General features: G+C 66.6%; 16 protein-coding genes. 5 read left to right on the top strand and 11 right to left on the bottom strand.

Going from position 1 to position 19,829, the window contains the following annotated elements; all coding sequences use genetic code 11:
- Positions 1-16: 16 nt before the first annotated feature.
- A complete protein-coding gene (locus AL072_RS15340) occupies positions 17-1,477 on the bottom strand; it encodes an NAD-dependent succinate-semialdehyde dehydrogenase (RefSeq protein ID WP_200909866.1) in 1,461 nt (486 codons plus the stop codon).
- Between the two features lie 215 nt (positions 1,478-1,692).
- Here AL072_RS15340 and AL072_RS15335 point away from each other — a divergent pair, with 215 nt between their 5' ends.
- Positions 1,693-2,259, top strand: coding sequence for a cupin domain-containing protein (locus AL072_RS15335; protein ID WP_045586205.1), 567 nt, complete (start codon positions 1,693-1,695; stop codon positions 2,257-2,259).
- Positions 2,260-2,309: 50 nt separating this feature from the next.
- On the opposite strand, the gene AL072_RS15330 is transcribed toward AL072_RS15335, so the two are convergent.
- From AL072_RS15330 to AL072_RS15305, 6 genes are all read right to left on the bottom strand, one after another.
- The gene (locus AL072_RS15330; protein ID WP_045586293.1) at positions 2,310-2,591 is read right to left on the bottom strand and encodes a hypothetical protein; all 282 of its coding nucleotides are present in this window, start codon (positions 2,589-2,591) and stop codon (positions 2,310-2,312) included.
- A gap of 85 nt (positions 2,592-2,676) precedes the next feature.
- Entirely contained in the window at positions 2,677-3,507 is an 831-nt protein-coding gene (locus AL072_RS15325; RefSeq protein ID WP_045586204.1) for an ABC transporter permease, read from the bottom strand.
- The gene (locus tag AL072_RS15320; protein WP_045586292.1) at positions 3,504-4,754 is read right to left on the bottom strand and encodes an ABC transporter permease; all 1,251 of its coding nucleotides are present in this window, start codon (positions 4,752-4,754) and stop codon (positions 3,504-3,506) included. The genes AL072_RS15325 and AL072_RS15320 overlap by 4 nt, the downstream gene beginning before the upstream one ends.
- A gap of 170 nt (positions 4,755-4,924) precedes the next feature.
- Entirely contained in the window at positions 4,925-5,971 is a 1,047-nt protein-coding gene (locus AL072_RS15315; RefSeq protein WP_045586203.1) for an ABC transporter substrate-binding protein, read from the bottom strand.
- 66 nt (positions 5,972-6,037) lie between these two features.
- On the bottom strand, positions 6,038-7,147 hold the full coding sequence (locus AL072_RS15310; RefSeq protein WP_045586202.1) for an ABC transporter ATP-binding protein: 1,110 nt from the start codon (positions 7,145-7,147) through the stop codon (positions 6,038-6,040).
- A gap of 327 nt (positions 7,148-7,474) precedes the next feature.
- Positions 7,475-8,569, bottom strand: coding sequence for a TRAP transporter substrate-binding protein (locus AL072_RS15305; RefSeq protein ID WP_045586201.1), 1,095 nt, complete (start codon positions 8,567-8,569; stop codon positions 7,475-7,477).
- A gap of 436 nt (positions 8,570-9,005) precedes the next feature.
- Between AL072_RS15305 and AL072_RS15300 the strand changes: the two genes are divergently transcribed.
- Positions 9,006-10,685 carry a sensor domain-containing diguanylate cyclase gene (locus AL072_RS15300; protein ID WP_052710492.1) on the top strand — a complete coding sequence of 560 codons (1,680 nt, stop codon included), beginning with the start codon at positions 9,006-9,008 and terminating at the stop codon, positions 10,683-10,685.
- 16 nt (positions 10,686-10,701) lie between these two features.
- Here the strand turns inward: AL072_RS15300 and AL072_RS15295 are convergent, their stop codons facing one another.
- The 3 genes from AL072_RS15295 to AL072_RS15285 form a co-directional block, all read right to left on the bottom strand.
- Entirely contained in the window at positions 10,702-11,772 is a 1,071-nt protein-coding gene (locus AL072_RS15295; protein WP_060721717.1) for a zinc-binding metallopeptidase family protein, read from the bottom strand.
- 56 nt (positions 11,773-11,828) lie between these two features.
- Positions 11,829-14,186: a glycogen debranching protein GlgX gene (gene glgX, locus AL072_RS15290; RefSeq protein ID WP_045586200.1), complete on the bottom strand. Its 2,358-nt coding sequence runs from the start codon at positions 14,184-14,186 to the stop codon at positions 11,829-11,831.
- A 108-nt stretch (positions 14,187-14,294) separates the two neighbouring features.
- Positions 14,295-15,242, bottom strand: a complete 948-nt coding sequence (locus AL072_RS15285; protein ID WP_045586199.1) for a LysR substrate-binding domain-containing protein — start codon at positions 15,240-15,242, stop codon at positions 14,295-14,297.
- Positions 15,243-15,378: 136 nt separating this feature from the next.
- Between AL072_RS15285 and AL072_RS15280 the strand changes: the two genes are divergently transcribed.
- The 3 genes from AL072_RS15280 to AL072_RS15270 all read left to right on the top strand — a co-directional run bounded on the left by AL072_RS15280 (position 15,379) and on the right by AL072_RS15270 (position 18,698).
- Entirely contained in the window at positions 15,379-16,830 is a 1,452-nt protein-coding gene (locus AL072_RS15280; protein WP_045586198.1) for a catalase, read from the top strand.
- A gap of 170 nt (positions 16,831-17,000) precedes the next feature.
- A complete protein-coding gene (locus AL072_RS15275; protein ID WP_045586197.1) occupies positions 17,001-17,432 on the top strand; it encodes a hypothetical protein in 432 nt (143 codons plus the stop codon).
- A 198-nt stretch (positions 17,433-17,630) separates the two neighbouring features.
- Positions 17,631-18,698: a transglycosylase SLT domain-containing protein gene (locus tag AL072_RS15270; RefSeq protein ID WP_045586196.1), complete on the top strand. Its 1,068-nt coding sequence runs from the start codon at positions 17,631-17,633 to the stop codon at positions 18,696-18,698.
- A gap of 129 nt (positions 18,699-18,827) precedes the next feature.
- On the opposite strand, the gene AL072_RS15265 is transcribed toward AL072_RS15270, so the two are convergent.
- A complete protein-coding gene (locus tag AL072_RS15265; protein ID WP_045586195.1) occupies positions 18,828-19,802 on the bottom strand; it encodes a DctP family TRAP transporter solute-binding subunit in 975 nt (324 codons plus the stop codon).
- Positions 19,803-19,829: the final 27 nt, after the last annotated feature.

Below are 19,829 nucleotides of genomic sequence, written 5' to 3'. Positions count from 1 at the left end.
GCAGGTCGGGCAAGCGTCAGGCGCCGAGGCCGACGCAGAGGTATTTGACTTCCATGAAATCGTCGAGGCCGTACTTGGAGCCTTCGCGGCCGATGCCGGACTCCTTGACGCCGCCGAAGGGAGCCACCTCGGTCGAGATGATGCCCTCGTTGATGCCGACGATGCCGTATTCCAGCTTCTCCGCCACGCGCCAGACGCGGCCGATGTCGCGGCTGTAGAAATAGGCGGCAAGCCCGAACTCGGTGTCGTTCGCCATGCGGATGGCGTCCTCTTCCGTCTCGAACCTGAACAGCGGGGCGACCGGGCCGAAGATCTCCTCGCGGGCGACGCGCATCTCGGTGGTGATGCCGGTCAGGATGGTCGGCTCGAAGAAGGTGCCGCCCAGCGCATGGCGCTTGCCGCCGAGAGCGACCTTGGCGCCCTTCTCCAGCGCGTCGCCCATCAGTTCCTCGACCTTGGCGATTGCGTCGGCATTGATCAGCGGCCCCTGGGTCACGCCGGGCTCGACGCCGTTGCCGACCTTCAACTGCTTGACCGCCTCGGCCAGCTTGGCGGCGAAGGCGTCATAGACGCCGGCCTGGACCAGCAGGCGGTTGGCGCAAACGCAGGTCTGGCCGGCATTGCGGTACTTCGACGCCATGGCGCCCTTGACCGCCTCGTCGAGGTCGGCGTCGTCGAAGACGATGAAAGGGGCGTTGCCGCCCAGCTCCAGCGACACCTTCTTGACCGTGCTGGCGGCCTGCCGCATCAGCAGCTTGCCGATTTCGGTCGAGCCGGTGAAGCTGACCTTGCGGACGATCGGGCTGTGGGTCAGCTCATGGCCGATGGCGGCCGGGTCGCGGCCCATCACGATGTTGAAGACACCGGCCGGGATGCCGGCGCGCTCGGCCAGTTCGGCCAGCGCCAGCGCCGACAGCGGCGTGTCCTCGGCCGGCTTGACCACCACGGTGCAGCCGGCGGCGAGAGCCGGGGCGCATTTGCGGGTGATCATGGCGTTCGGGAAGTTCCACGGCGTGATCGCCGCGACGACACCGATCGCCTCCTTCAGGACGACGATGCGCTTGTTGGCGGCGAAGCTGGGAATGACGTCGCCATAGGCGCGCTTGCCCTCCTCCGCGAACCACTCGATGAAGGAGGCGCCGTAGACCACCTCGCCACGCGATTCGGTCAGCGGCTTGCCCTGCTCGGCGGTCATCAGCTGGGCCAGATCCTCCTGAGCGGCGAGGATCAGATCGTACCAGCGGCGCAGGATGGCCGCGCGTTCCTTGGCGGTCTTGGCCTTCCAGGCCGGCAGCGCGGCATCGGCGGCGGCGATCGCCTCGCGCGTCTCGGCGGCGCCCATGTCGGCGACCTCGGCGATGACGGCGCCGGTGGCCGGGTTGGTGACCGGGAAGCTCTTCCCGGAATCGGCCGCGCGCCACGCACCGTTCACGTAGCCCTTGGTTCGGAGAAGACCCTGGTCGTTCAACGACAGCATGTTCGATCGCCCTGGATTGAGAGATTGGACCGGCAGGCCGCGCCCGGCCGGATCGCCCTTTCACTTCAAGGGCTTCCGGCTCAGGGGCCTCGATGTTGGAAAGAAGCGTACCATGTTTAATAAATTAAACAACCCCTGTTTAACTGTTCATATTCTAATGACGGGGTTGTGCGAATCGGCTATTGCGTTAACCGGAGTGGAGCAGGAGTCCGGTGATGGAATTCGATGTCGGCGCCAGGTTGAAGCAGATCCGCGAGCAGCATGGGCTGTCTCAGCGGGCGCTCGCCCAGCTGGCCGGAGTGACCAACGGCACCATCTCGCTGATCGAGCAGAACCGCAGCAGCCCGTCGGTGTCGTCCCTGCGCAAGGTGCTGCAGGGCATCCCGATGACGCTGGCCGAGTTCTTCTCCTCCGACGACCTGCCGCCGCCCGAGCAGATCTTCTTCAAGGGCAGCGAGCTGATCGAGCTGGCCGGCGAGTTGAAGGGCACGGTCGGACAGGTTTCCTTCCGGCAGGTCGGCGACCTGCGCAGCCGCAACCTGCAAATCCTCCATGAACGCTACGCCCCCGGTGCCGATACCGGCCGGACCATGCTGCAGCATGAGTCCGAGGAGGGCGGCATCGTCGTCAGGGGCCAGATCGAGCTGACGGTCGGCGACCGCAAGCAGTTGCTCGGCCCCGGCGACGCCTATTTCTTCGACAGCCGCATCCCGCATCGGTTCCGCAACATCGGCGACGTGGAGTGCGAACTGATCAGCGCCTGCACGCCGCCGTATCTGTAAAGTGGCACCGCCTAATTTCTAATTTTTCCCTATTGCCAGCTCCCACAGGGCTAGACGAATTTGACGATCGCCGTGGCAATGCCAAGCAGCCCGGCGATGGCCGTCAACTGCCATGCCATCATTTTGCCGAACCAGATTTTCAGGTCGCGCTCCATGATCTGCATGTCGTTGCCCAATCCAGTGCGCAACGCCGCGATGTCCGATTTGGTGGCGATTTCCTCACTGGTTGCTTCGGCAAAGGCTTCAGCCGCCGCACGTGCCTGCTCGACCGAGAAGCCGCCGGCTTGCAGTTTCGTCGCAAAACGGAGTGTATCGAACGGCACGGCAGACATGCGCGGCTCCCTGACGACATGGCCATCCTGAAGGTAGGGCAAAAGCGGCGCGGTTTCCAGATTACCTACGCCGCACGCCACTCCCCTACCCCGCGTTCCCCTTCAGCCGCTCGTTGCGCCGGCGCAGGAGCTCCAGCGTCGACAGCATGCAGACTGAGATCACCGTCAGCACCACCGCCACCGCGGTGATGGTCGGGCTGATGTTCTCGCGGATGCCGCTGAACATCTCCCTGGGCAGGGTGCGCTGCTCGGGCCCGGCGAGGAACAGCACGGTCACCACCTCGTCGAAGCTGGTGGCGAAGGCGAACAGGGCGCCCGATGCCAGGCCCGGCAGGATCAGCGGCAGGATCACCTTGCGGAAGGTCAGCAGCGGCGGCGCCCCCAGCGAGGCCGCGGCGCGCGCCAGCGTCATGTCGAAGCTCTGCAGGGTGGCCGACACGGTGATGACGACGAAGGGTGTCGCCAGCGCGGTATGCACCAGGATCAGGCCGAGATAGTTGCCGGTCAGCCCGAGCGGCGCGAAGAAGAAATAGACGCCGACCGCGGTGATGACGACCGGAACCACCATCGGCGACAGCACGATGGCCAGCACCAGCGGCTTCCACTTGCTCTTCCACTGCGCCAGCCCCAGCGAGGCCAGGGTGCCCAGCACCATCGACAGCACGGCCGAGGCCACGCCGATGATCATGCTGTTCTTCAGCGAGTTCATCCAGCGCGCCGAGCCGAGGAACTCCTCGTACCAGCGCAGCGAGAAGCCCGGCAGCGGATAGGTCAGGTAGGTGCTGGAACTGAAGGACAGCGGCACGATGGCCAGGATCGGCGCCATCAGGAAGATGAACACCAGCGTCGCCGACACGATGGTCGCGATCCAGGCGATGCGCTGGCTGGCGGTCTGCGGGGAGTGGTTCGCGCTCAATTCTTCAGACCTCCCGTCGTCTGGCGGCCGAGCGCCAGCTTGCCGTAGAGCACCGCCAGCACCACCGTGGAGAGCAGCAGCACCGCGCCCAGCGCCGAGGCGAGGCCCCAGTTGACAGTTTCCGTGGTGTAGAAGGCGATGAAGGCGGAAATCATCTGGTCCGCCGCCCCGCCGACCAGCGCGGGCGTGATGTAGTAGCCGATGGCCAGGATGAAGACGAGCAGGCAGCCGGCGCCGATCCCGGGGATGGTCTGCGGCAGGTAGATGCGCAGGAAGGCGGTCGCCGGCGGCGCCCCCAGCGAGGCGGCGGCCCGCATATAGGCCGGCGAGATGCCGCGCATGACGCTGTAGAGTGGCAGGATCATGAAGGGCAGCAGCACATGGGTCATCGCCATGTAGACGCCAAACCGGTTGTAGATCAGCCGCATCGGCTCGTCGATGACGCCCAGCCATTGCAGCGAGCCGTTGACGATGCCCTCGCTCTGCAGGATCACGATCCAAGCGCAGGTCCGCACCAGCAGCGAGGTCCAGAAGGGCAGCAGCACGAAGATCATCAGCAGGTTCGACTGGCCGGTCGGCAGGTTCGCCAGCAGATAGGCCACCGGGAAGCCCAGCAGCAGGCACAGCGCGGTGACGCCGAAGCCGATCTCGAAGGTGCGGCCGAAGACGTCGCGGTAGATCGACTGGTCGGCCGGAGCAGCGACGATGGCGCCCTCCGCGTCGCGGGTCAGGTCGACGGCGGCCAGCAGGTAATAGCTGGTGACCGGGCCGCTGGCGCTCTTGATCGCGGTCCAGCTCTGCCGCTCGCCCCAGGCCGGGGCGATCTCGATCATCGTGTCCTTCGCGGTGCCGGGCGCCGGCTGCTCCTTCAGCTTGCGTCCGGTGGACAGCAGCGTGGTGCGGTAGCCGTTGACGACATAGTTCAGCCGCTTGGCCGCGACGGCCAGCGTCCCGGCCTCGCGCGCGGTGCGGATGTCGGCGGCCAGCGCGGCGAAGGCGGCCTCGTCCGGCAGGCCTTGGCCGTTCCAGCGCTCCAGTGCCGCCACGGTCTGGGGCAGCACCTGCGGCACCTCCCAATCGTCGACCGACTTCCAGATCATGCCGGCCAGCGGCACGACGAAGGTGAACAGCAGGAAGGCCAGCAGCGGCAGCACCAGACCCAGCGCGCGGAACTGCCGGGCGCGCTCGGCCCGTTTCAATCGACGCTTCAACGGCACGTCGGCGCCGGCAACGAAGGCGGCTGTCATCGGCATTGTCCTGTTGAAAAATCCCTTCCCTCTCCCGCCCCGGGAGAGGGTGGCGCCGAAGGCGCCGGGTGAGGGGTAATCCAAGGAACCATGCGGTTCGGGATTCTTGTGGTGCCCCTCACCCTTCCCTCTCCCGGGACGGGAGAGGGAGATACTGCTTGCTCAGACGCTTACTTGGCCGCCCACTTGTTGAAGCGCTCGGTCAGGCGGTCGATGTTCTCCAGCCAGAAGTCGGTGTTGATCTCGATCGCGTTCTTCATGTTGTCCGGCGCGGTCGGCAGGTCGGCCAGGACGGCCTTCTGCAGCAGCGACGGGGCCTTCTTGTTCGACGTGCCGTAGGCGATGCCTTCGGACAGCTTGGCCTGGTTCTCGGGCTTGCCGACGAAGCTCAGGAACTTGTAGGCGGCGTCCTGGTTCGGGCTGCCCTTCAGGATGACCCAGCTGTCGATGGTGAACAGCGCGCCGTTCCACACCATGCCGAAGTTCTTCTTCTCGTTCTTGTTGGCGGCGTCGATGCGGCCGTTGTAGACCGAGGTCATCGCCACCTCGCCGGAAGCCAGCAGCTGCGGCGGCTGGGCGCCGGCCTTCCACCAGACGATGTCGTTCTTGATGGTGTCGAGCTTCTTGAAGGCGCGGTCGATGCCGGCATCGGTGCCCAGCACCTTGTAGACGTCGGCAGGCGCCACGCCGTCGGCCATCAGCGCGATCTCGAGCGTGGTCTTGGCGCCCTGGCGCAGGCCGCGCTTGCCCGGGAACTTCTTGGTGTCGAAGAAGTCGGCCCAGCTCTTCGGCGCGTCCTTCAGCTTGTCCTTGTCGTAACCGAGCACGAAGTCATAGACGATGGCGCCGACACCGCAGGCGTTGACGGTGGCCGGCAGATAGGCCTCCTCGCCGCCGATCTTTGAATAATTGATCTTCTCGAACAGGCCCTCGTCGCAACCCAGCGCCAGCTCGTCGCTCTCGACCTGGACCACGTCCCAGGTGGAGGCGCCGCCCTGGACCTTTGCGCGCAGGACGCCGACGCCGCCGTCCCAGGATTCGTCGTTCATCGCCGTGCCGGTGGCCTTGAACGGCTCGAAATAGACCTTCTTCTGGACATCCTGATAGGCGCCGCCCCACGACACGACGGTCAGGTCGCGGGCGCTGGCGGCGGAGGCCAGGGCCGTGAGGGCGGTGAAGGTCGCAGCGAAACCGAGAGCCACCTTAATCTTCGACATTTTCCCCGTCCTTATCAATCGCGGTTGTTGTTGGTGGAGGGCACCCCGACCCGAGGAACCACGTCCTCAGACCGGATCCAACGCCCGGCAGTCCTCCGGGCGGAAGGCGATGAACACGTCCTGGCCCGGCGCCAGCCCGGCATAGGAGCCGGCCGGCAGCTTGACCATGAATTCAGGATTGGCCGGGGTGGCGAGCACCGCCAGCGTGTGGTCGCCGAGATAGATCAGGTCGGTCAGGGTGGCCGGCAGGCGATTCATGGCGGTGTCGCCCGAATCGCCGGTTTCGATCGCCACGCGCTCCGGCCGGAGCGACAGCGAGGTGCGGTTGCCGGCGCCGCCGATGTTCACCGCCTGCGCCACCACCGAACCGCCGGCGTCCAGCGCCACGCGGGCCCAGCCCTGTTCGATATTTTCAACAACCCCGCTCAGAACATTGTTCTCGCCGATGAAGTTGGCGACGAAGCTGTTCACCGGGCGCTCGTACAGCGCGTCGGGGCGGTCGATCTGCTGGACGATGCCGTCGTTGAAGACCGCGATGCGGTCGGACATCGTCAGCGCCTCCCCCTGGTCGTGGGTGACGTAGACGACGGTCAGGCCCATCGTCTCGTGCAGGCGCTTGATCTCGAGCTGCATATGCTCGCGCAGGCGCTTGTCCAGCGCACCCAGCGGTTCGTCCATCAGCACCAGCGCCGGGTTGAACACCAGGGCGCGCGCCAGCGCCACGCGCTGCTGCTGGCCGCCGGACAGCTGGCCCGGCCGGCGGGCGGCGAGGGAGCCGAGCTTGATCATGTCGAGCGCGGCGGCCACGCGTTCCTTGACCTCCGCCTTCGGAACACCGCGGACCGACAGCGGAAAGGCGACGTTCTCCTCGATCGTCAGATGGGGAAACAGGGCGTAGTTCTGGAAGACCATGCCGATGTCGCGCTTGTGCGGCGGCACGTTCTTGATCGGCCGGTCGCCGATGAAGATTTCGCCCTGGGTCGGCACCTCGAACCCGGCCAGCATCATCAGCGTGGTGGTCTTGCCCGACCCCGACGGCCCCAGCAGGGTCAGGAACTCGCCCTTGCGGATGTCGAGATCCAGGCTCTTCACCACGAGATGCTCGCCATCGTAGGTCTTCTGCACCCCGGTGAAGCGCACCAGGGATTGTGTCGTCGCGATCATCCCGCCGTCCATCCGTCCGCTCCCGTCAGAAGGGACCGGGCATCCGGGAACGCCACCCCGGTCCGGTCCGTCTTTCTGGCCCTGACGGTACCATGCGTTTAAGAAAATAGACAAGAGGAATGGCTATGTCGTGATCAATTCAACAGCTTGCCAATTTTTTGTGCAATTGCGAAGCCCCTGCCCACGCTTCGACCGACAGTGTGCTCCATTCGCATGCGATTGAGAAGGCCGATGATCGCCGATGCGGACTGAGGAAACCGCGAAAATCCGCCATCTGCACGGCGAGCGGGGCGAATCGCCGCACGGGATCCGCCCCCAAAGCCTGTTCCGGAACCCCGGTCAGCGCTGCAGCGCCGACTGGCTGTAGACGAAGCTGTCGAAGCCGTTCTCGGCGACGCGGAACCACAGGCGCTCCTGCTCCAGGAACGGCTTCCAGCCGTCATAGACCTTCTTGAAGCGCGGATTGCCGGCGGCGAGCTTGTCGTAGAATTCGAACGACGCCTTCTCGCAGGCCTGCATCATGTCGCGCGGGAACGCACGCAGCACGGCGCCGCCGCCGACCAGCCGCTTCAGCGCGGCGGCGTTCAGCGTGTCGTACTTGGCGATCATCCAGGTGTTGGCCTCCCAGCAGGCCTGCTCCATGATGGTCTGGTAGGATTTCGGCAACTGCTCCCAGGCCTGCATGTTGAACATCAGCGGGATCTGGGCCGACCCTTCCCACCAGCCGGGGTAGTAGTAGTATTTGGCGACCTTGTGGAAGCCGAGCTTCTCGTCGTCATAGGGGCCGACGAATTCCGCGGCGTCGATGGTGCCGCGCTCCAGCGCCGGATAGATGTCGCCACCGCCCAACTGCTGCGGCACCAGCCCGAACGGCGTCAGGATCTGGCCCACCAGACCGCCGATGCGCATCTTCAGGCCCTTCAGATCCTCCAGGCTCTTGATTTCCTTGCGGAACCAGCCGCCCATCTGGGCACTGGTGTTGCCGGCGGGGATGTGGTGGATGTTGTAGTCCTTGAATACCTCGCGCATCAGCTCCAGCCCGCCGCCATGCATCATCCAGGCGATGTGCTGGCGGGTGTTCAGGCCGAACGGCATGGCGGTGTCGAAGCAGAAGGTCGGATCCTTGCCGACATAGAAATAGGCCGCCGACTGGCCGCACTCGACCGTTCCATTCTGGACCGCATCCAGCACCTGGAGCGCCGGGACGATCTCGCCGGCGGCGAAGGTGCGGATCTGGAACTTGCCGTCGGTGGCGTCGGAAACGCGCTTGGCGATGAACTCTGCCGCGCCATAGATGGTGTCGAGGCTCTTGGGATAGCTCGACGCCATGCGCCACTTGATCTCGGGCTGGGTCTGGGCGATGGCCGGAGCCGCGACGGTTCCGGCGGCGGCAAGGCCGACGCCGGCGCTGGTGAGGAACGCACGCCGTTTCATGATGGGGTTTCTTCCCGGCTGTATGGTTCGTTGGGCCGACATGATAGCGCAACCAACCGTTCGGGGAATCCCCCATCCACCGGGGCAACACGGAATATGCGATGGATCCTTGCGCCGGAAACGAAAAATCCAGCCGCAACGGGCTGGATTTTCGGCGACGCAGCATTATTTGTTGTTTTGATCGCCTTTCAGGCGTTTCCTCCCTAAACTCGGGCCGCGGCTTCATTGCTAGCGGCCTTTTCCTTTTTTAGCAATACGCTGAAAGTCAGCTTTGCAAACTTTTTCGGCGAATTCGCAACCCTGCCCGGCGCATCGCCGCGACCGGGCCATGGACGCCGTCCAACCGAGATATTTTAGGGATTCCCCAGGGTTTTCCTTGACCCTGCATTTCGGGGTAGGATGATCGCTTGGCAGCATTGACTGAGATCATCCGACCGTGACCGCGACGACGCCCACCGAAGTGCCCGGCGAAATGGCCGCTCCTGACCGCCGCCGTCCGCTCGGCCTGCGCGCAACCGTGGCCGTCACCATCGCCATTCTGGTGCTCGGCTCGGCACTCGCAAAGGGTCTGTTCGTCGGCAACAGCGCCGCCGACGCACTGGCGCAGGAGGTCGGCAGTTCGATGACCGGGCTGGCGCAGTCGCTGGCACGGCAGCTCGATTCGACCATGTGGGCACGCGCCAACCAGATCGCCGCGCTGTCGCGGATCGACGCGCTGAAGGATCCGGCGGTGGCGCAGTCGACCATCGACGAGTTGAAGCGCCGCGATACGACCATCGCCTGGATCGGCATGACCGACGCCGGCGGCCGGGTGGTCGCCGCCTCCAACGGGCTGCTGCTGGGAGCGGACATCTCCAGGCGGCCGGTCCACCAGGAGGGGATGAAGGGGCTGTTCGTCGGCGACGTCCACGAGGCGGTGGCGCTCAAGGGCCAAGTGCCGTACCTGCAAGGCGAAACACCGAAATTCGTCGACGTCTCCGCCCCGCTGCAGAAATCCGACGGCACGGTGGTCGGCGTGCTCGCCACCCATTACAGTTGGGAATGGGCGCATGCCTCGATCCGCCAGTTGATCGAACCGCTGGCGGACCTCAAGGGCCTGTCGCTCTTCATCCTGTCGGCCGACGGCACCGTGCTGATCGGCCCGGACGGATCGGTCGGCAGGCCGCTGCCCGTGCCGGTGCTGTCCACCAGGACGCGCGACGGCTGGAGCGCCGATGTCTGGCCGGACGGCGTCACCTACGTGACCGGGGTGGCGCACGGCAAGGGGCTGCACGACTACGCCGGACTGGGCTGGACAGTTGTCGCCCGGCAGCCCGCCGACATCGTGTTCGCACAGTCCGGCCGGCTGCAGCAGATCATCGTCGGCTCGGGCATCGTGCTGGCCCTGCTGTTCAGCCTGGCCGGCTGGTTCGCCGCCGGGCGGATCTCCCGTCCGCTGAGCGCCATCGCCGACGCGGCGGCACGGATCGGCAGCGGCGAACGCGGTGTAGAGATCCCCGACGTCGGCGGCGCGGCGGAGATCCGCCGGCTGTCCGCCTCGCTGCGGGACATGGTCGACAGCCTGACCAACAAGGACGCCGCCCTGATGCGGCTGGAGGACATCGCCTACGAGGACCGGCTGACCGCGCTGCCGAACCGCCGCTATTTCGAACAGTATGTGGAAGCCTCCACCGGCGGCAACGGCTCGGCGACGGTGATGTACATCGACCTCGACGGATTCAAGCCGGTGAACGACCGGCTGGGCCACGACGCCGGCGACGCCGTGCTGCGGCAGGTCGGCAGCCGGCTCGCCGCCATCTTCCGCGACGACGACGTGATCGCCCGCCTGGGCGGCGATGAGTTCGCCGCCGTGTTGCCGCGCCGCCCCGGCCGCGCCGCCCCGGACACCGGCGAGCTTGCCGCCCGCATCATCGCCGCCGTCAACGAACCGGTGTCGATCGACGGCGAGAAGGTGCGCGTCGGCTGCTCCATCGGCATCGCCGCATGGCCGGAGGATGACGGCGACATGGCGACCGTCATGCGGCATGCGGACGCCGCGCTCTACAAGGCCAAGCGCGACGGCCGCAACCGCGCGGTGCGCTGGGTCCGGCAGGTGGCGGAGCGGGCGGCGGAGTGAGGCGGCGGACCCGCGGCTACAGATCCCGCATCATCCTGTTCATGAAGCCGAGCTTTTCGATGACAGACGGCGACAGGATGAAGGGGTAGAGATCGGGCTGGCCCATGCTGCGGTTCAGGCTGTTCACCGCGTAGGTCAGGGGCAGCCAGGGCTCGATCAGGTCGTCGATGTCCCTCGCCTTGTGCGGGTTGAAGTCGATCTCCGATTCCAGGTCCGCGCCCTCGGTGATGCGCGGACGGATCCGCAGGCCGAAGGCACGGGCGGTTTCCAGCGTGTCGACGATGTGCAGGTAATGAGCCCAGGTCTCGGCGAAATCCTCCCACGGGTGGGCGGTGGCGTATGAGCTGACATAGTTGGCCTGCCAGTCGGGGGGTGCGCCGTTGGCATAATGGCGTTGCAGCGCCTCGCCGTAATCCTCGCGCTCGTCGCCGAACAGCGCGCGGAAGCGCTCCAGCACCGCCTCGTCGTCGCGGACCAGCCGGTCCCAGACATAATGGCCGATCTCGTGGCGGAAATGGCCGAGCAGCGTGCGGTAGGGTTCGCCCATGTCGGAGCGGCGCCGTTCGCGCTCCGCGTCGTCGGCTTCGGCGATGTTGATCGTGATGAGCCCGTTGGCATGGCCGGTCAGCACCGGCGTCACCGTGCCGTCCGGCGCCACCGTATCGGTCAGGAAGTCGAAGGCCAGTCCCTCCTCCGGATTCTCCGTCCGGGTTTCGAGCGGCAAATTCAGGTTGGTCAGCGTGTAGAACAGATGATGCTTCGCCAGTTCCAGCTTGCGCCAGAGCGTGAGGTTGGCGGTGTCGGACAGGTCGGGAATGGTGCGGTTGTGGCGGCAGGCGGCGCAGTGCGTCTCCGCAGAATCGGCGGGCAGCATCCAGTTGCAGGCATCGAGCTCCGCATTCGCGCAGAATTTGTAGAGCGGTTCGGTGGTGGCGAGCGCGCTCCACACCCCGTCATCGCTGGTGGGGTCGATGGCCGACAGGGTACGGGCGTCCGGCAGATAGCCCAGCCGGTAGCCGCAGCGCTCGCACAGCGTGTTCTCGAAATAGAGCGGCTGGTGGCAGTTCTGGCATTCGAAGAGTTTCATGACGGTCGGATCCTGAGGTCCCTCCCCCGGCGGGCGGGGGAGGGAGATGCGGCGGGTCAGCTCGGCTTCTTGCCGTCGGGCTTGGCCGGATCGGGGTTCGCGGCGGCTTCGGCCGCTTCCGCCTCGTCCGCCTCCGCCACGACCGGCTCCTTCTCCTCGGGGGCCGCGGACGGCGCGGCGGTGATTTCCGCCTCCGCGCCGTCGTCGTTGAAGGTGAGGGTCGGGCTTTCGGCGACGTTGCGCAGGGCATGGGCGGCACGGCGGAGCGCGAAGGAGGTCTTGCCTTCCGGCTCCAGCGCCAGCAGCAGCAGCGACCGGCCGGTCACCATATAGGTGTCGCCGGTGTCGACGCGCGGCGCCTCGTCGGGGTCCGGCAGGTTGGTGTCGACCAGACAGCGCCAGACATTGCCGCCCGTCACCTCGGGCAAGGTGAAGCCGACCACGTCATGGTGCGAATTGATGACCAGAAGCAGCGTGGCATCCATCGCCGGCCGCTTGATGCCGCTGGCCTGGGCGCGGCCGTCCAGCAGCATGCCCATGCAGCGGGCATTGCCGTCATGCCAATGGCTCTCGTCCATCTCGTCGGCGGCGGGGGTCAGCCAGGTCACATCCTTGATGTCGAACTCGGCATTGTATTCGCCGGACAGGAAGCGCCCGCGCCGCAGCATCGGAAAGGACTGGCGCACCGCGATGACCCGGCGGACGAACTCGATCAGCGCCTGCCCGTCCTCGTCGATGCCGTCCCAGTTGAGCCACGCCGTCTCGTTGTCCTGGCAATAGGCGTTGTTGTTGCCATGCTGGGTGTTGCCGAACTCGTCGCCGGCCAGCAGCATCGGCGAGCCTTGCGACAGCAGCAGGGTGGCCAGCAGGTTGCGCTTCTGGCGCTCGCGCAGTTCCCTGATCTCCGGATCCTCCGTCGGCCCTTCCTCGCCATGGTTCCAGGACAGGTTGTGGGAATGGCCGTCGTTGTTGTCCTCGCCATTCGCCTCGTTGTGCTTGTCGTTGTAGGAGACGAGGTCGTTCAGCGTGTAGCCGTCATGGGCGGTGATGAAGTTCACGCTGGCCCAGGGCTTGCGCCCGCGCTTGTCGAACAGGTCGGCGGAACCGCACAGCCGCGGCGCCACCTCCGGCAGCTTGCCCTCGTCGCCCTTCCAGAAGGCGCGGACGGTGTCGCGGAACTTGTCGTTCCATTCCGCCCAGCCCGGCGGGAAATTGCCGACCTGATAGCCGCCGGGACCGCAGTCCCACGGCTCGGCGATCAGCTTGACGCTGTTGAGGATCGGATCCTGCAGGCAGCTGTCGAGGAAGCCGCCGCCCTCGTCGAAGCCGTAGGGCTCGCGCCCCAGGATGGTGGCGAGGTCGAAGCGGAAACCGTCGACATGCATCTCCGTCGCCCAGTAGCGCAGGCTGTCGGTGACCATCTGCAGCACGCGCGGGTGGCTGAGATTGACGGTGTTCCCGGTCCCGGTCTCGTTGATGTAGTAGCGCTTCTGGTCGGGCAGCAGGCGGTAGTAGGACGCGTTGTCGATCCCCTTGAAGGACAGGGTCGGGCCGCGCTCGTTCCCTTCCGCTGTGTGGTTGTAGACGACGTCGAGGATCACCTCGAGCCCGGCATTGTGGAGATGCGCCACCATCTCCTTGAATTCCTTGATAGCGTTGCCCGAGGCGGCGTAGCGCGGCTCCGGCGCGAAGAAGCCGATGGAATTGTAGCCCCAGTAGTTGGCCAGGCCTTTGTCGACCAGATGCTGGTCCTGGACGAAGGCATGCACCGGCAGCAGCTCGACCGAGGTGATGCCCAGCGACTTGATGTAGTCGACGACCTCCTTGACCGCCATGCCGCCATAGGTGCCGCGCAGGCTGTCGGGCACCGCCGGATGCAGCCTGGTGAAGCCCTTGACATGCATCTCATAGAAGATGGTGCGGTCCCAGGCGGTGCCCGGCTTGTGGTCGCGGCCCCAGGTGAAGGCGGGATCGATCACCTTGCATTTCGGCATGAAGGGCGCGCTGTCGCGCTTGTCGAAGGTCAGGTCGTCGCCCGATTCCATCACATAGCCGAAATGGGCCGGGTTCCACCGGATCTCGCCGACCAGTTCCTTGGCATAGGGATCGAGCAGCAATTTGTTCGGGTTGAACCGGTGCCCCTGCTCCGGCTCGTACGGCCCATGGACGCGGTAGCCATAGAGCAGGCCGGGGCGGGCGTCGGGCAAATAGCCGTGCCAGATCTCGTTGGTGAATTCGGGAAGCTCGATCCGCTCGAGCTCCTCTTCGCCATTCTCGTCGAACAGACACAACTCGACCTTGGTCGCGTTGGCCGAAAACAAGGCGAAGTTGACGCCCAGCCCATCCCATGTCGCGCCCAGCGGAAAGGGCAATCCCTCACCGAGCCGCGTCGCCTGCCTCAGGATATTCGCCATGATCGCCCAATTCTCCGCCTGGATCGAAAGTCGTGCCCGTGCCCCAGGATAGTGAGAAGCACGAGCCGAGCCTTCAACCCGGCCGATGGGCGCTTGTTCCTTCCGCCGTCAGTCGACCTTTTGGGATAGGAGCGGCTCCGTGCCGGCCGGCGTGCCGCGCCGCAGCAGGTCCGCCAGCTCCCGCAGGCCACGGTCGCGCGGGTCGCTGGCCCGCCAGACCAGACCGACGACACGGCCGGGGGGCTTCCCGCCATCGAAGGGCCGGTACTCCACCAACCCGCCGACGCCGGCGGTGCTGCCATCCACCCCGCGCGTCGCCAGCAGCGGCATCAGCGTGCAGCCGGCCCCGGCCGCCACCATATGGCGCAGCGTCTCCAGCCCGGTGGCGTGGACGCCGCCGCCGCGCGCGGTCAGGCCGCAGGCGGCCAGCGCCTGATCGCGCAGGCAATGCCCCTCCTCCAGCAGCAGAAGCTCACCGGCGTCCAGATCGCCCAGCAACAGGTCGGGCGTTCCGCACAGCCGGTGGCCGATGGGATGGGCGAGCAGGAAGGGCTCGAAGAACAGCGGCTCGGCCACCAGGCCGTCGCTCTCCACCGGCAGGGCCAGCAGCACGGCGTCGATCCGGCCGTCGCGCAGTTCCTCCAGCAGAGCGTCGGTCCGCCCCTCCGACAGGATCAGCGTCAGGTCGGGCCAGATGCTGCGCAGCGGCGGCAGGATATGCGGAAACAGGTAGGGGCCGAGCGTGTGGATCGCCGCCAGCCGCAGCCGGCCGGTCAGCCGGCCGTCCGACCCGTCGGCCAGCGCCATCAGCCGGCGCGCCTCGTCCAGCACGACGCGGGCCTGCGCCACGATGGGCTCGCCGCGCGGGGTCAGCAGCACCTTGCGGCTGGTCCGCTCGAACAGGGCCAGCCCCAGCGTCTCCTCCAGCTTGCGGATCTGGGCGCTCAGCGACGGCTGACTGACGGCGCACCGCTCCGCCGCCCGGCCGAAATGGCGCAACTCGGCGACAGCGACGACATATTCCAGGTCACGCAGGGACAGGCCGGCAAGAGTCATAGGGAGAGCCTATTGGAGCATTTCCTTCAATGTCTTGGATATATCGTTCAAGACGCCGGATAACCAGAGGCGAGACAATGACGCCGCCTCGATCGACGCAGCATCGAGCGACACCGCCTTCGAAAGGACGACCCGGATGAGCATTCTGACCACCAGCTTCGGCCAGCCCGTTCCCGACAACCAGAATTCGCTGAGCGCCGGGCCGCGCGGTCCGCTGCTGCTCCAGGATTTCCACCTGATCGAGAAGCTGGCCCACTTCAACCGCGAACGCATTCCCGAGCGCGTGGTCCACGCCAAGGGTGCCGGCGCCTATGGCAGCTTCCGCGTCACCCGCAACGTGACCGGCTGGACCAAGGCCGCCTTCCTGTCTTCGGTCGGCAAGGAAACGCCGGTCTTCCTGCGCTTCTCCACCGTCGGCGGCGAGAAGGGCTCGGCCGATGCCGAGCGCGACCCGCGCGGCTTCGCCCTGAAATTCTACACGGAGGAGGGCAACTATGATCTGGTCGGCAACAACACGCCGGTCTTCTTCCTGCGCGATCCCCTGAAGTTCCCCGACTTCATCCACACCCAGAAGCGCAACCCGGCCACCAACCTGAAGGATCCCATCGCCATGTGGGACTTCTTCTCGCTGTCGCCGGAGACGATGCACCAGCTGACCATCCTGTTCAGCGACCGCGGCACCCCGCGCAGCTATCGCCACATGGACGGCTTCGGCAGCCACACCTTCTCGTGGATCAACGCGGCCAACGAACGCTTCTGGGTCAAGTATCATTTCAAGACCCGCCAGGGCATCGAGAACTTCACCGCCGAGCAGGCGGTGACGATGGGCGGCATCGATCCCGACCACGCCACCCGCGACCTGTACGCCTCGATCGAGGACGGCGACTTCCCGGCCTGGACCGTGTCGGTGCAGATCATGCCGGAGGCCGAGGCCGAGGCCTACCGCATCAACCCGTTCGACCTGACCAAGGTGTGGCCGCACGCCGACTATCCGCTGATCGAGATCGGCGAGCTGGTGCTGAACCGCAACCCGGAGAATTTCTTCGCCGAGACCGAGCAGGCCGCCTTCAGCCCGGCCAGCGTGGTCCCAGGCATCTCCTTCAGCCCGGACAAGATGCTGCAGGGCCGGCTCTTCGCCTATGCCGACGCCCACCGCTACCGGCTGGGCGGCAACTACGCGCAGATCCCGGTGAACAAGCCGCAGGGCTGCCCGGTCCACAACCATCAGCGCGACGGCGCCATGCGCACCGACGGCAACGGCGGCGGCCGGCCCAACTACGAGCCGAACAGCTTCGGCGGCCCGGCCCAGACCGGCGTCGCCAGCGAGCCGCCACTGCGCATCAGCGGCGATGCCGCCCACTATGACCACCGCGAGGACAACGACGACTATGCCCAGGCAGGCGCCCTGTTCCGCCTGATCGGCGCAGAGGCGCAGGACCGGCTGATGGGCAACATCGCCGGCACGCTGGCCAAGGCCCCGCTGTTCATCCAGCAGCGCCAGCTGAAGCATTTCCTGGCCGCCGACCCCGCCTATGGCGAAGGCGTCGCCAAACGCCTGGGGCTGACGGTGTCGCAGGCGGCCGAATAAGGGCCGCGCGGTGTGATGAACGGCCCCTCTCCACACGGCCGGGGAGGGGCCGTTTCGCGTCCGGACGGCGCTCCTCCTTTATCCAAACGGCGTGGTCCCCGCTTGGGGGCAGACAAAGCGGCAGCCAGCGTCCTAAAGTCCGCTTTCAGCGCGACGGCGACGAAGGCGGCATGGCACGCGACGGGAAGAGTGACGGGACCACCGGCGGGCTGACCGGGAAGGGGCTGGATACCCTGCTGGCGGCGGCGGAGACCCTGCCGCATGCGCCGGACGATGCGTGGCGGCTGGATCTGTTCCGGGTGGCGCTGCGCATCGCGCGGTCCACCGAATCGATGGCCGACCTGGAACGCGCCAACCTCGCCTTCAAGGCGCTGCCGCGCCGGCTGCGCAACCCCCTGGTCGACCGTGCGGCCATGCTGGCCCGGCGCGAGGCGGAACGCGCCCAGACCACCGACGAGCCGGAGGAGGAGCCGCGGCCCGGCGGGCTGCTGGGCGGGCTGTTCGGACGGACGGCCGGACGCCCGAGCCGGCGCACCGCCAAGGAGCGGCTGCTGCGCGAGTTGGCCACCCGCCGCGACCCCGACGACGACCGTGAGAGCTGAACCGTGAGAGCTGACCGGCATGGTTCCTGACGGTAGATGCCCGTCCGGCCGCTTGCCCGCCGAAGGACTCCTCCGCCCTCCCCCCTCCGCGTTCTCCGGCCGCGTCGAAGGTCACAGCCGGGACGGTTTACGGCGGGGCTGGAATGTGCAAAGGTCGCTACCTCCAAATCGGGCTTATCCAAACGATAGAAACGAACGATGACCGGGGGTTCCGTGCGTCGCCTGAAGCCGTTGCTGACCTGCGCCGCCCTGTCTGCCCTGCTGACCGCCTGCGCCGGCGGCGGCGGCGGCGGGACACCACGCGCCGTATCCCAGGCCGAGATCGACACCCATGTCGCCGAGGCGTCGAAGCGGTTCGACATGCCGGAACTGTGGATCCGCGAGGTGATCCGCCAGGAAAGCGGCGGGCGCACCATGGCCAACGGCAAGCCGATCGTCAGCAAGGCCGGCGCCATGGGCCTGATGCAGGTGATGCCGGCGACCTATGACGAGATGCGGCGCAAGCACGATCTGGGCTCCGACCCGTTCGACCCGCATGACAACATCATCGCCGGCACCGCCTATCTCCGCGAGATGTACAATCTGTTCGGCGCGCCGGGTTTCCTCGGCGCTTACAATTGCGGCCCGGGCTGCTATGGCGACTATCTGGCCGGCAAGCGCAACCTGCCGGGCGAGACCCGGCGCTATATCGCGTCGGTCGGGCCGCGGCTGAACCGCACCCCGGCGCCCAACGGTGCCGACATCGTGCTGGTCAGCGCTCCGTCGTCGGACTCCTCCCCTGATTTCGGCTCGTCCTACGCAGCGTCGCGGCCGTCCTCGTCCAACTCCGTTCCTTCCTATGCACCGCCCGCCGGCAATCGCCCGGCGGTGAGCCGGCCACCGATCAGCGTGGCGGCGCTCCCTGCCCCGGCCGCAGCACCGGCACCGGCGGTGCGGGTCGTCGCACCCGATACCTCGACCCCCGATGCCCCGGCACCGCGCCCGGTGACGGCGATGCCGGCGATCGCCAGCGCCGGCGGGGGTGTGTGGACGGTGCAACTCGGCGCCTTCCGCTCGCCCGACGACAGCCAGCGCGTGATCGACCGCGCCCGGACCTCGATGCCGGTGCTGTCGCGCTCGCAGCGGGTCGTGCAGGCCGTCGATACCCAGACCGGGCCGCTCTACCGTGCCCGCCTGTCCGGCCTGTCGCAGCAGGATGCGGCCAGCGCCTGCAACGGGCTGGTGACTCTCGGCATGGCCTGCTTCGTGGTGGCGCCGGGGGCGTGAGCCCCGGGCGTCTTCCCGTGCCCCCCGCGGCCCGGTGCTGTGCTGCGGCTGCAATATGAAAAGCGCTGCAGCCGGCTCCTGCTGAAGCCGGCTGCAGCGTCTCGAATGGCCGCGCTGCCCGCGCCCCGATTACTTCGACATGCCGACGATGGCGTTGACGAGCTTGTCGCCGTTGGCCTTGGTGAACCCGTCCCAGACTTGGCGAACCGCGGTCTGGAAGGCGGCCGCATCGACATCGCGATTGACCTTCATACCCTCCTTCTCCAGCTCCGCGAGCATGCCCTCTTCCTTGGCGATGTTCATCTCGCGCTGCTTGGCGACGGCGTCCCTCGCGGACTCGACGATGATCTTGCGGTCGGCCTCGCTCAGGGATTGGAACTTCTTGTCGTTCATCACCATGGCCAGCGGCGAATAGGCGTGCTGGGTCAGCGACAGGTACTTCTGCACCTCGTTGAACTTGAAGGAGACGACGATGCCGACCGGATGGTCCTGGGCGTTCACGACGCCGGTTTCCAGCGCGGTGTAGAGCTCGGCGACCGGAAGCTGCTGCGGGTTGGCGCCGAGCAGGGCGAACATGTCGTTGAGGGCGCGCGAATTGTTGACGCGCATCTGCAGGCCCTTGAGGTCGGCGGGAACGCGAATCGGGCCGCGGTTGTTGGTGATGTTGCGGTAGCCGTTCTCGGGGAAGCCCAGGACCTTGAGGCCATGCTTGCCGAACTGGCCGGCGATCCCCGCGCCGATCTCGCCATCGAGAACCTTGTAGGCCACCTGGCGCGTCGGGAAGATGAAGGGCAGCTCGAACACGCCGGACTCGGGAACCAGGCCGGTGAAATTATTGAGACCCGAGATGGTGATGTCGGTGATGCCGGACCGGGTTCCGTCGATCATCTGGGCGTCGTTGCCAAGCTGCCCCTGCGGGAACACGGTGATGCTGATCGTCCCCTTGGAGCGGCTTTCCACCTGCTCCTTGAAGTAGAGCGACATCGCCTGCTGCAGATCCGTCTCCGGCGCCGCATGGCCGAGCTTCAACTTGGTCTGGGCGGAGGCGGAAAAGGACGCCAGCACCAGAAGGGCCGTCATGCCCAGAGTCTTGAGCTTGTTCATTGGTATTCCTCCCTTGATTGACCGGAC

The sequence above is a fragment of the Azospirillum thiophilum genome (assembly GCF_001305595.1).
Lineage (GTDB): Bacteria > Pseudomonadota > Alphaproteobacteria > Azospirillales > Azospirillaceae > Azospirillum > Azospirillum thiophilum.
Note: the sequence above shows the minus strand (reverse complement) of the source record. Positions and strands in the feature narration are given on the sequence as shown.

What these genes read in the sequence shown, in the direction of transcription:
- AL072_RS15340 (WP_200909866.1), bottom strand. Translation starts at nt 1,477, where the DNA reads ATGCTGTCGTTGAACGACCAGGGTCTTCTCCGAACCAAGGGCTACGTG.
- AL072_RS15335 (WP_045586205.1), top strand. Translation starts at nt 1,693, where the DNA reads ATGGAATTCGATGTCGGCGCCAGGTTGAAGCAGATCCGCGAGCAGCAT.
- AL072_RS15330 (WP_045586293.1), bottom strand. Translation starts at nt 2,591, where the DNA reads ATGTCTGCCGTGCCGTTCGATACACTCCGTTTTGCGACGAAACTGCAA.
- AL072_RS15320 (WP_045586292.1), bottom strand. Translation starts at nt 4,754, where the DNA reads ATGACAGCCGCCTTCGTTGCCGGCGCCGACGTGCCGTTGAAGCGTCGA.
- AL072_RS15315 (WP_045586203.1), bottom strand. Translation starts at nt 5,971, where the DNA reads ATGTCGAAGATTAAGGTGGCTCTCGGTTTCGCTGCGACCTTCACCGCC.
- AL072_RS15310 (WP_045586202.1), bottom strand. Translation starts at nt 7,147, where the DNA reads ATGGACGGCGGGATGATCGCGACGACACAATCCCTGGTGCGCTTCACC.
- AL072_RS15305 (WP_045586201.1), bottom strand. Translation starts at nt 8,569, where the DNA reads ATGAAACGGCGTGCGTTCCTCACCAGCGCCGGCGTCGGCCTTGCCGCC.
- AL072_RS15295 (WP_060721717.1), bottom strand. Translation starts at nt 11,772, where the DNA reads ATGAAACTCTTCGAATGCCAGAACTGCCACCAGCCGCTCTATTTCGAG.
- glgX (WP_045586200.1), bottom strand. Translation starts at nt 14,186, where the DNA reads ATGGCGAATATCCTGAGGCAGGCGACGCGGCTCGGTGAGGGATTGCCC.
- AL072_RS15285 (WP_045586199.1), bottom strand. Translation starts at nt 15,242, where the DNA reads ATGACTCTTGCCGGCCTGTCCCTGCGTGACCTGGAATATGTCGTCGCT.
- AL072_RS15280 (WP_045586198.1), top strand. Translation starts at nt 15,379, where the DNA reads ATGAGCATTCTGACCACCAGCTTCGGCCAGCCCGTTCCCGACAACCAG.
- AL072_RS15275 (WP_045586197.1), top strand. Translation starts at nt 17,001, where the DNA reads ATGGCACGCGACGGGAAGAGTGACGGGACCACCGGCGGGCTGACCGGG.
- AL072_RS15270 (WP_045586196.1), top strand. Translation starts at nt 17,631, where the DNA reads ATGACCGGGGGTTCCGTGCGTCGCCTGAAGCCGTTGCTGACCTGCGCC.
- AL072_RS15265 (WP_045586195.1), bottom strand. Translation starts at nt 19,802, where the DNA reads ATGAACAAGCTCAAGACTCTGGGCATGACGGCCCTTCTGGTGCTGGCG.